The organism is Streptomyces sp. NPDC006879 (assembly GCF_042869595.1).
In the GTDB taxonomy this organism is placed as follows: Bacteria; Actinomycetota; Actinomycetes; order Streptomycetales; family Streptomycetaceae; genus Streptomyces.
The window spans coordinates 109,775-120,697 of sequence record NZ_JBIAGC010000011.1 but is presented as its reverse complement, the minus strand read 5'-3'; the positions used below and the strand labels follow the sequence as shown (position 1 = coordinate 120,697).

The 10,923-nt window shown below is 71.0% G+C and carries 8 protein-coding genes; 2 read left to right on the top strand and 6 right to left on the bottom strand.

The genetic code is table 11. The features are described from left to right. Positions 1–10: 10 nt before the first annotated feature. The 5 genes from ACFYMC_RS11895 to asnB all read right to left on the bottom strand — a co-directional run bounded on the left by ACFYMC_RS11895 (position 11) and on the right by asnB (position 6,096). Positions 11–1,327 carry a cytochrome ubiquinol oxidase subunit I gene (locus tag ACFYMC_RS11895; RefSeq protein ID WP_388522569.1) on the bottom strand — a complete coding sequence of 439 codons (1,317 nt, stop codon included), beginning with the start codon at positions 1,325–1,327 and terminating at the stop codon, positions 11–13. Between the two features lie 278 nt (positions 1,328–1,605). Further along, positions 1,606–2,574 carry a 2,3-diaminopropionate biosynthesis protein SbnA gene (gene sbnA / locus ACFYMC_RS11890; protein WP_388522568.1) on the bottom strand — a complete coding sequence of 323 codons (969 nt, stop codon included), beginning with the start codon at positions 2,572–2,574 and terminating at the stop codon, positions 1,606–1,608. Further along, positions 2,571–3,299: a GNAT family N-acetyltransferase gene (locus ACFYMC_RS11885; RefSeq protein ID WP_388522565.1), complete on the bottom strand. Its 729-nt coding sequence runs from the start codon at positions 3,297–3,299 to the stop codon at positions 2,571–2,573. Before ACFYMC_RS11885 ends, sbnA begins: the two co-directional genes overlap by 4 nt. 23 nt (positions 3,300–3,322) lie before the next feature. Continuing rightward, entirely contained in the window at positions 3,323–4,249 is a 927-nt protein-coding gene (locus ACFYMC_RS11880) for a DUF6410 domain-containing protein (RefSeq protein WP_388522562.1), read from the bottom strand. Next, a complete protein-coding gene (gene asnB / locus ACFYMC_RS11875; protein ID WP_388522560.1) occupies positions 4,246–6,096 on the bottom strand; it encodes an asparagine synthase (glutamine-hydrolyzing) in 1,851 nt (616 codons plus the stop codon). Before asnB ends, ACFYMC_RS11880 begins: the two co-directional genes overlap by 4 nt. Before the next feature lie 144 nt (positions 6,097–6,240). Between asnB and ACFYMC_RS11870 the strand changes: the two genes are divergently transcribed. Both ACFYMC_RS11870 and ACFYMC_RS11865 read left to right on the top strand, forming a co-directional pair. After that, on the top strand, positions 6,241–7,863 hold the full coding sequence (locus ACFYMC_RS11870; protein WP_388522557.1) for an FAD-dependent oxidoreductase: 1,623 nt from the start codon (positions 6,241–6,243) through the stop codon (positions 7,861–7,863). 213 nt (positions 7,864–8,076) lie between these two features. Continuing rightward, positions 8,077–9,249, top strand: a complete 1,173-nt coding sequence (locus tag ACFYMC_RS11865) for an alpha/beta hydrolase family protein (RefSeq protein WP_388522554.1) — start codon at positions 8,077–8,079, stop codon at positions 9,247–9,249. 77 nt (positions 9,250–9,326) lie between these two features. Here ACFYMC_RS11865 and ACFYMC_RS11860 read toward each other — a convergent pair whose 3' ends face one another. Beyond that, positions 9,327–10,910 carry a multicopper oxidase family protein gene (locus ACFYMC_RS11860; RefSeq protein WP_388522551.1) on the bottom strand — a complete coding sequence of 528 codons (1,584 nt, stop codon included), beginning with the start codon at positions 10,908–10,910 and terminating at the stop codon, positions 9,327–9,329. Between the last annotated feature and the right edge of the window lie 13 nt (positions 10,911–10,923).

Sequence of the window (10,923 nt, the reverse complement as noted above, 5' to 3'; positions counted from 1 at the left end):
TCTCCCGCTGTCAGAAGGTCGGGGCGGAGCCCGCGGAGACCCGCTCCGCTGCCGTTGGGCCGGGGATGCCGGGGCCGGAACCCGGAGCGACGAGGGGGGCGGCGGGCTCGCCGGGCGCCCGCCCGAGGTGCGCCCCGTCGGGGCCGCGGCGGGCGAAGCGCACCAACAGCGCCCAGTCGACGACGAGCAGGACGAGGACCAGGGTGCCGAAGACGATCAGGGAGGTGAGCACCGATCCGAGGCCGAGGCCCGGCGTGATCGCGTCCTTGGTCTTCAACAGCCCGTACACGGCCCAGGGTTGACGGCCCACCTCGCGGAAGACCCAGCCGGAGATCATGGACAGGTAGGGCAGGAAGAGTGCGGCGGTCAGCAGCCACAGCAGGACCTTGCGGCGGATCAGGTTGCGCTTGATCATGAAGGGGATCGCGATGACCGCCACCAACATCATGAAGAGCGCCGGGATGATCATCACGAACTCGGCCGTCTGGGAGAAGCCCGGCGGGAAGTAGTTGTCCGGCCCGAACTTCTGGGTGAAGGTCTCCACCAGGGCAGCGGCGCGTTCGGAACGTTGGCCGTACTTCGTCGGGGTCTGTTTGACGGAGTAGCCGATCTGGGTGCCGCCGAGGGCGGCGGTCAGCAGGACGAAGGCCGGGGTGACCGGCAGCGCGAGCTTCATCGAGGACCAGAAGAAGGCTTCGTGACCGGTCTTCCTCCGCAGGTGCCAGGCGCTGACGGCGATGATGAAGAAGGAACCGGTCACCAGGGCCGCCGCCACGATGTGCACGGAGGCGGAGACCGCGTTGGTGTTGTTCAGCAGGGCGCCGAAGTCGATCAGCACGGCGGCGCCGTCACGCATTTCGTAGCCGACGGGATGCTGCAGGAAGCCGTTGGCGGTGAGGACGAAGAACACCGAGGCGTAGGCGGTGAGCGCCACCAGCCACAGCAGGACGGTGTGCAGGGTGCGGCCCATCCGGTTCCAGCCGAAGATCCACAGTCCGAGGAGGGTGGACTCGGCGAAGAACGCGACGAGCGTCTCGATGGCCAGCGGTGCACCGAACACGTTGCCGACGAAGTGGCTCAGCCCGCTCCAGGTGAGGCCGAACTGGAACTCCATCACGATGCCGGTGCCGATGCCCAGGGCGTAGTTGATGACGTAGAGCTGACCCCAAAAACGGGTCTGCCTCCGGTGTTCCTCCTTTCCGGTGATCGCCCAGCGGGTCTGCATCACCACCAGGTAGGCGACCAGCCCGAGCGTCAGGGAGACGAACAGGAAGTGCCCGATGGCGGTGATGGCGAACTGGAGCCGTGCGAGATCTAGCACGTCCACGTTGGTTCCCCTCGGTCGGCTCAGCAGCCGTCTGCGGTGCGTTGGCCTGCGGTGTGGCGGCGCGGCAGTCTCGGCTGCCGGCAGCGGTCATGGGTGGGTGGGAAGACGGCCTTTCCACTTCAGCCGAGGACGGTGGAGTTCCACTCGAAGGGTGCTGGAGGCGGGGTGGAGGGGCCGGCGAAGATCGCCTCGGTGCCGCAACGGGACCCGGCCGCCCGCGTGCCGGGGACGGCCGGGTCCCGCCCGGGGCGGCCTGCGCGAGTGGCGGGCCGCCCCGGTCAAGGGCGGGCGGAGTAGGCGAGTTCCTCGTGCTCGATCGCCATCTCGTCGGTGTACACCAGGTCCAGGTAGCGCTCCCCGCGGTCGGCGAGCAGCGTCAGGACCCTGCTGGGGCGGGGCAGTTCGGGTAGCAGTTGGGCGACTGCGGTGACCACCGACCCGGAGGAGCCGCCGGCGAAGATCGCCTCGTGCCGCAGCAGGGTGTGGCAGCCGCGGATGGCGGCGGCGTCGTCGATGTGGATGACCCGGTCGATCTCACCGGGAGTGAGGAGCTCGGGGACCCGGCTGGAGCCCACGCCGGGCAGCATGCGCGGCCCGGGTGGCGTGCCGAAGATGACCGAGCCGACGGCGTCGACGGCGACCACCGTCAGATGCGGCCACACGCGCCGCAGCCCGCGGGCCAGCCCGTGCAGGGTGCCGGTGGTGGAGACAGCGGCGACCAGCACGTCCACGGGCTCCGGGCAGTCCTCGATGATCTCGCGCGCGGTCGTGGCGGCGTGGGTCTCCCAGTTGAGCTCGTTGGCGTACTGGTTGATCCACACGGCATCGCGGTCGTCGGCCAGCAGGTCCTGGACGCGAGCCAGCCGGGTGTGCAGGTAGCCGCCGGCGTGGTCGGGTTCGGTGACCATCTCGATGTCGGCCCCGAACTGGCGCAGGATGCGCAGGTTGGTGCGGGAGGCGTTCGGGTCGACGACGGCCGTGAACCGCAGCCCGTACCGTACGGCGACCATGGCCAGGGCCACGCCGAAGTTGCCGGAGGTGGATTCCACGATGCGGGTGCCGCGGCGGATCATGCCGTCCCGGATGCCGCGCTCGACGATGTAGCGGGCCGAGCGGTCCTTGACGCTGCCACCGGGGTTGAGCATCTCCAGTTTGGCGAGGACCTCGATGCCGGGCTGGGGGAACAGTCGACCGAGTCGGACCAGCGGAGTGCCGCCGATGCAGTCGGTGATGGAGTTGTGGATCACCGCTGCTCCTTGGGGGTGAGGTGCGGGCGGGCGCCGAGCAGGCCGCGGCAGGCTTCGAGTCCGCGGACGTCCGTGGCCGGTTGCTCCGAGGCGGGGCCGAGTTCCCAACTCTCGCGGGTGAGTCGCCAGCGGGTGAGGACGGCCGGTGTCCCCTTGCGTTCCTCGCGGTCGATGCCGTCGGGCTGGAAGCCCAGCTTCTTGTTGACGGCCAGCGGCGCGGCCCCGTCCTCGTACACCGCGGAGGTGACGTGTGCGGCGCCGAGTCCGTGGAAGGCGAGGTGGAGGGCTGCCGCCTTCATCTCGGTCCCGATGCCCCGGCCCTGATGGCCTTGGGCGAGCCAGCTCTCGGTGGCGACCTCTTTGAGTTGGGGGAAGCGGCGGGCCTGTAGGCCCTGGACGCCGACGGGCCGCCCGTCGAGGAAGACGGCCAGGCCCAGGTTCCAGTAGTCGGGCCGGCTCAGGGCCAGGCCCTTCCACAGGTACTGGACGACGCGGCCGGCGACGACCTGTTGGGGTGCGTCGCTCCAGCCGCCCGGGAAGGGGATGTAGTCGCTCGCGTGGATGCCCTGCTCGGCGACGAGCTCGGCCAGGGCGAGCAGGTCCTGCTCGTCGGGGACCCGGAGCTCTAGGCGGGGCGTGCTCAGACGGAGTCGGAACTGCGGGATCCAGGCCCCGAGCGCCGTCCGGTTGCCTTCGGGAGGGGTGTCAGGGGTGTTCTCTGCCATGTGGGGATGCTCCGCAGACGGTCTCAACGGGTGGTGGAAGTCGTCTCGACGGCCACCAGCCGCACGGATTCGGGCTGTTGGACGTCCGACTCCGGGGTGTCGGACGCCGGATGGGCCGGGACGGGAGGCCGGCGGCCCCGCAGCGTCCGCAGTACTCCCAGCACCAGGCCGGTCAGGATGACCACGGGCCACAGCACGTCGGGCAGGGCTCCGACGAGGCCGCCCAACCCCAGCAACAGGAAGGCGCCGGCGCGCAGTTTCCGCATCCGGGCCGGCCCCTTGGCGGGGGCGAGCCACAGGGCGCCGGCGAGGAGGAGCAGGCCGCCGGCGACCGGGGCCAGGCCCCTGAGGCCATCCACCGCCTCTCCGAAGGAGCCCTTCACGGCGGCCAGCGGCCCCACCACCCAGAAGAAGGCGAGGCCGAGCGTGGCGAGCGGGGCCGCGATCCGCGAGGCGGACCCGTGGTGAGGGCCGGCCTTCCCGCGTTCGGCCAGGTCCACGGCGTTGAACGGCCCGTACAGCACCGGGCGGAACCGTAGGGCCATCACCGGTATCGCGGCCAGTTCGATGCCGCCGTAGCCGATCAGGCCCGCGGTCAGTGCCGAGAACTCGGTGTAGAGGGCGACACCCAACGCGGGCCCTTGCGGCAGCACCCCCGTGGGGTAGAGGAGCAGGGGGGCGAGGAGCAGTGCGCCGCCCGGCCAGCCGGACAGGCCACGGGTCGCTCCCCGGGTCAGGTGGGGCCGTAGTACGGCCAGCACGAGCGTGTAGGCCAGGGCGAGGGCCAGGAAGGTACCCAGGGCGGCGGTGATCTGGGCGCCGCTCCGTTCGGGCACCTTGGTGCTCAGCAGGTGCGTCAGCGCGGCGCCGCCCGCGGCGACGCGTACCAGGCGGCCCCACGGCCCGGCGTCCCGCCCGAGGACGGGGGCGCCACGGTGCGGCCCGGTCACAGCTCCACCCGCACGCCGTAGCGCCGCAGCCAGTCGTTCAGGCCGAGCAGCATTTCGACGTTGGCCCGGGCCACCCAGGCGCGCATGCCGCTGTCGAGCACGGACGGGTCTTCGATGAGGGCCCGCACTCCGGCGCTGTCGGCGAGCGGGGCGGCGGGGGCGGTCGGGTCGGCCAGGAGTTCGGCCATGCCGGTGCACAGGGCGTGGCCGTAGGCCGGGTCCTGGGTGACCGGGTAGGGGCTCTTGGCACGGTTGATGACGTCCTCGGGGAGCAGGTCCGCGACGGAGGCCCGCAGGAGCGACTTCTCGCGACCGTCGAAGCTCTTGAGGTGCCAGGGCACGTTGTAGGCGTACTGGACGAGCCGCCAGTCGCAGAACGGCATCCGGGTGCCGAGGCCGGCGACCGCGCCGAGGGACTCGTCGTGGCTGAGGAGGGTCTCCAGCCAGCGGGTGAGGTGGAAGTAGGTGATCTCCCGCATCCGCAGGTCCTGGCCGCTCTCACCGTCCAACCGCGGTACGCGCGCCATGCTGTCGGCGTAGGCGTCGCCCACGTAGCCGTTGAGGTCGAGCTTGCCGAGCAGACCGGGTTCCAACAGGTCGCCGCCGAGGCCGTGCTGACCGCCGCCGAAGTGGCCCATGGCCACCCAGGGCAGGCTGGGGGCTTCCACCAGCGCCTTGTTGTGGACCCAGGCGAAGCCGCCGAAGACGGCATCGGCGATCTCTCCGGAGAGCACTGATCCGACGTGCTCGCGCACCGCGCCCGTGAGGAGGTACAGCGAGGTGTTCATGTTGCCCAGCGGGCTCGGTACGTCCTTGGCGCGGAGCACCGCGGCCCGCACGGCCGGGTCGATGATGTCGGCGGTGTCCAGCACCAGATCGGTGTGTTCGGCACCCAGGTGCCGCACCACCGACTGCACGAAGGGCGCGTCCGGGCTGCCCCAGATCTCGTCCTCCTTGAAGTCCCCCGCGTCACCGAAGGAAACCGTGAAGGTCCGCACCGGGCCCTCGCCGCGCTCCTTCAGCGCCTGGTGCGCCAGCGCCGAGACGGCACTGGAGTCGATGCCCCCGGACAGCAGGACACCGGGAACCTCACCGCTACCGAGGTTGCGCCGCACCGACTCGCCCAGCAGCTCACGGACATGGGCGATGGTCTCCGCCTGGTCGTCGGTGTGCTCCTCAGCCGTCAGCTCCCAGTAGCGCAGCGCGCGTTCCCGGCCCCGGTGCCAGCGCAGCACATGGGCGGGCGGCACCTGCTTGAAGCCCTTGAGGATGCCGTGACCGGCAGTACCCGCGTAGGAGAACAGCTCGCGCAGCCCGTCCGCGTCGATGACCGCCTCGATCCCGGGGTGGGCGAGGATCGCCTTGCGCTCGGAGCCGAACAGCACTCCGGTGCCCAGCGGGTAGTAGTAGAGCGGCTGGTTGCCCAGCCGGTCACGGGCCGCGATCAGCTCGCCGGTGCGCTCGTCCCACACCACGACGGCGAAGGCGCCGTCGAGGTGCCGGGCGAAGTCCTCGCCCCAGCGCAGATAGGCGCGGCCGGCGAGCTCCGCGTCCGTGCACCTGTCGTCGATGCCGAGTTCGGCCCGCAACAGCTCGGGCTCGAAGAGAAGGCCGGTGAGGGCCGCGGTGAGGACGGTGCGGCCGTCCTCCTGGAGCACCCAGGGCTGGTCCTGCGGGCCGTGGCCCGTGGTGGCGGACCAGCGGGTGCCGACGGCGGCGTGTTCGCCCACCCACAGGCGCTCGCCCTCGGGCCCGCGCTGGGCGAGCGCCGCGGTCATGGCGACCAGGGTCGGCCGCTCACGCCGCAGGTCGCGTTCGTAGTCGATCCATCCTGCAATACCGGACACCGCAGGGTCTCCCTTCGACAGTGGAGCCACAGGCTGGCCGGATCACCTCAAGTTCCCCTCGACAGCGCCTCCAGCAGACGTGCGGACCCTGCCGGACAGGGCAGGCCGACGAGCCGCCCTCCGTAACGGGAAGGGAGAGCTGCCGTGGGCAAGGAGCCCGAGGAGCTGACGGACGTACTGATCGTGGGCGGTGGGATCACCGGGCTGAGCTGCGCGCTGTTCCTGCGGCAACACGGCGTCAAGGTCGTGCTGGTGGAACGGCACGTCTCCACCTCCATCCACCCCCGCGCCTGGGGCTGGTACCCGAGGACGCTGGAGCTGTTCCGCGCCAGCGGTGTGGAGGAGGACATCCTCGCCGCCGCGGCGGGGTACGCCGGGCACCGGCGGCAGGCCACCGTCGAGTCGCTGGCCGGCGCGGAACTCAAGTCGGCGATGCTGCCGGAGCCGGGGGACCTCAGCTCCCTGACTCCCTCCCGGCAGATCTCGCTGGGCCAGGACCGTATGGAACCGATCGTGCGGGCCGGCGCCGAGGCCGCCGGCGCGGACCTGCGCTTCCACACCGAACTGGTGCACTTCGAACGCCCGGCGGGCGAGGACGGTCCCGTTCTGGCGACCGTCAAGGACCGCGGCAGCGGACGGGAACGGACCGTCCGGGCCCGGTGGCTGGTGGCCGCCGACGGTGGGCGCAGCCCGGTGCGGGAGGCCCTGGGCATCGCCCGCAGGGGCCGCGGGGTGCTTCAACAGCAGGTGTCGATCCTGTTCTCCGCCGATCTGGAGGGCCCGCTCGACGGACGCCGGTTCTCGATCTGCCAGATCGAGAACGAACAGTTGAAGGGCGCCGTGCTGGGACACGACGACACCCTCAGCCGCGGCACACTGATCGTGCAGCTGCGTCCCGAAGACGGCTGGACGGTGGCGGACTTCACCCCCGAGCGAAGCATCGAACTGGTCCGCTCGGCGATCGGCGACCCGACAGTGGACGTGCAGATCATCGGCGTGCTGCCCTGGGAGTTGGCGGCGCTGTCCGCCGAACGCTTCCGCGACGGTTCGGTGTTCCTGATCGGCGACGCGGCGCACGTGGTCCCCCCGATCGGCGGTTACGGCGCCAACACTGGTGTGCAGGACGCGCACAACCTGGCCTGGAAACTCGCCGCGGTGCTGCGCGGCGAGGCTGGCGAGGAGCTGCTCGACAGCTACGACACGGAGCGCCGCCCGGTCGCCGAGGCCACCCTCCTCCAGGCCCAGCTGCGGCTCATGGTCCGCTCCGGGAGGGCGACCGCGGAGCAGCGTGCCGCCACCTTGGACGTGCTGACCGTGATGCTCGGGCACGCCTACCCGAGCGCGGCTGCCCCGGGCACCCACCTGCCGCAGTTCCGAGAACCACAGGAGCTGAACGGCGAACCGGGCACCCGCGCACCGCACCTGCCGGTACTGCTGAGCGGCGACGGCGGGCGGACGCCCGGCTCGCTGCTCGACGTGTACGGCAAGGGCTTCGTCCTGCTCGCCGGCCCGTCCGGCGAGCACTGGCGGACGGCCGCCGAGGCGGCCGGGCGGGCCGTGGGAGCGGCGCTGTCCGCGGTGTCCTTCGGCGTGGAGCTGGAAGACCTCAGCGAGGACGGCTGGCACCTGCGGTACGCGGTGCCGGCGGACGGCGCGGTGCTGGTCCGCCCGGACGGCTTCGTGGCCTGGCGCTCGCCCGAGGACACCACCGGGCCGGACGCCGAGGCGGCGATCACGCGCGCGCTGCGAAGGGCGCTGGCGCGCTGAGGCTCGCCTGCCGCCGTCGGGCGCGGCGGCGGCAGGACGGCTACCGGCGCGCGTGCGCCGCGCTCGCCTGGGGCTTTGTTGCAGGCCTGTCGACCGAGCGCCCGAGGGTGCGGGATTGAGGGGGCCCTCCTACGGTGGGAGTGGGAGCGGCGCCGGATACGGGGTTCTTCGGGGCGGGCAGGGGGCCGACGTGCGGGCGCACCTGGAGTGGCGATGGCGTACCGGTTCAGCACGAACGACCAGTTCAACTACGAGGTTCTGCTCGCTTTGGGCTCCGCCTGGCAGCGGGGCGCGGACGTCGGGGAGGTCCTGACCGCCGCGTCGGCCACGGCGGACGCCGACGCGCAGACGTGGTGTACGACGTGGTCGACGCTGGCCCGCGCCGTCCGCCAGCAGGGTGAGCGGAGCCTGGCTGGTGGGCGGACGATCAGCGCGCGGGACGCGTTCCTTCGGGCCGCCACCTACTTCGGTACGGCTTTGGTGTCGGTCGACGCCTGCGCCGACCCCGAAGAGCTGCTGCGGGAGCTGTTCGCCGAAACCCTGGACCCGCCAGCCGAGCGGGTCACGATCCCGTACGAGGGAGCCTCGCTACCCGGCTACCTCCTGAGTCCGCCGGGCCGCTCGGGCCAGCTGCCCACGGTGATCGCCAACAACGGCAGTGACGGACCTATCAGCGCTGCCTGGACGCTCCTCGGCGCGCCGGCGGTGGCTCGTGGGTACCGCGCGCTGTTGTTCGACGGCCCTGGCCAGCAGTCCATGCTCTTCGATCACAAGGTTCCGTTCCGCCCCGACTGGGAGAGAGTCATCACCCCGGTCGTGGACTTCCTTCTCGCCCGGTCGGACGTCGACCCCGCGCGCCTGGTGCTGGCCGGGATCAGCCAGGCCGGCTACTGGGTGCCGCGGGCGCTCGCCTTCGAGCACCGGATCGCTGCCGGCGTCGCCGATCCCGGTGTCGTCGAGGTGGGCGAGAGCTGGTGGCCGCGTCTGGGCCCGGACCTGCGCGCCCTGTGGGAGTCCGGCGACCGCGAGACCTTCGACCACGTCGTCAACGGAGCTCTGGGCGCCGATCCGGCGGCGGCCTCGGTGTGGCGGTGGCGGACCAAGCCGTACGGCGTGGACTCGCCCTACGACGTGATGGTGGAGATCGCCAAGTACGACCTGATGCCGGTGGTCCACCAGATCACCACCCCGCTGCTGATCACCGACCCCGACGGCGAACAGTTCTGGCCCGGCGCTTCCGAGCGCCTGTACGAGGCCCTCCCGGGCCCCAAGGAGCTGGTCCGTTTCACCGAGTCCGAAGGGGCGCAGTTGCACTGCGAACCGATGGGGCGCGCGGTGTTCGAGCAGCGGGTCTTCGACTGGCTGGACACGCGCCTTGCCCCCTGACCGGCCAGCCTGATCCGACGCGCCGGTGCCGGTCACCCCGAGGGGTGGCCGGCACCGGTGGTTCGGCTTGGATCCGCTCAGGTGACGCGGAAGTTCGCCATCATCGCCATGTCCTCGTGTTCGAGGTTGTGGCAGTGGAAGACGTACCGGCCGGTGTAGCCGTCGAAGCGCACCAGCACGCTGAGTTTCTTGTTCGGCTCCAGGCGGGCGGTGTCCTTCCAGCCCACGTCCTCGGGCCTGATGGTGGTGGAGCCGCCGCGCTTCCAGACCTGGAAGGGCGACAAGTGCAGATGGATCGGGTGATGGGTGGTGGAGCTGAACTCCCACACCTCGATGTCGCCGCGTTTGACGTCGGCCCAACTGCGGTCGGTGGAGAAGGGGTAGCCGTTGATCTTGTAGACCCAGTGGCCGCCCTCGGAGAACCGGGCCAGGCTGAAGGACCGGGTTCGCACGGCCCTGGCCGGGTCCAGGCGCTCCACCGTGGAGAGGGTGTCCGGGATGGAGGTGTTGTCGGTGACCTTCGAGCCGACGACGAACTGCATGATCTCCTTGGTGCCCGCGTCGTCACCGAGGCTGTTCTCCATCACGATCTTCGTGCCGGCCGCGTACTTGCCGAAGTCGATGATCACGTCGAAGCGTTCGCCCGGCACCATGTAGATGGAGTCCATCTCCTGGGGCGCGGCGAGTAGCCCACCGTCGCTGCCGATGAGCGTGAAGGGCTCTCCCGAGGACGGCTCCGGTTTGATCCTGATCCGGTAGCGGCGCGCGTTGGAGGCGTTGAGCAGGCGCAGCCGGTAGCGGGCACCCTGCACTTCCAGGCGGGGCCAGGGCACGCCGTTGACGAGGATGACGTCGCCCTCCATCCCGTTGTGCGCGGATCCGGTGACGCCCGGGGTGGTCTTCAGTGTCGGGTCGATGGAGGGGTAGGCCAGCGAGCCGTCCGAGTTGAACGCCCGGTCCATGATCATGACGGGCAGGTCGCGGGTGCCCTTGGGCAGCGGCAGCGCTTCCTCTTCCTCGTCGCGGATCACGTAGAACCCGGCCAGGCCGCGCCAGACCTGCGGCCCGGTGAAGTCCATCCGGTGGTCGTGGTACCAGAGGGTGGAGGCCCGCTGTGCGTTCGGATAGCTGTAGTCGAAGCTGCCTTCGGAGGTGGTGCCCTCCATCGCCAGCCCCTTGGCCGCGTGGCCGGCGTGCCCGGCGGCGGACCAGCCGCCGGTGGGCAGGATCAGGTCGGTCGGGTAGCCGTCGCTGGCTTCCGGGGTCTTGCCCCCGTGCAGGTGGGTCACGATCGGCACGGGCAGGTCGTTGCGGGTTCGAACCACCGCGGTGCGCCCCTTGCGGACGTCGAAGGTGGGTCCGGGGAAGGTGCCGTTGTAGCTGAAGACCTCCGTCTGCACGCCCGGCAGGATCTGTAGCTTGGTGGTGTAGGCCCGTACGTCGAAGTAGTCGGTGGTGCCCGCCGAGGAGGCCGGCTGGATCACCGGTGGCGTCCGGAAGGGCAGGGTGAAGCGGTCCGGTATCGGCACCGACCCGGACTTTATGGTCACGCCGCCCTGCTCGCCGCTGCTGTCGCAGCCGACGGCGAAGGGCAGGATCAGTCCGGAGGTGGACACGGCGCCGACGGCGCCGAGGAAGTTACGTCGTGAGATCGGTGACATGGTCTTCCCTGGG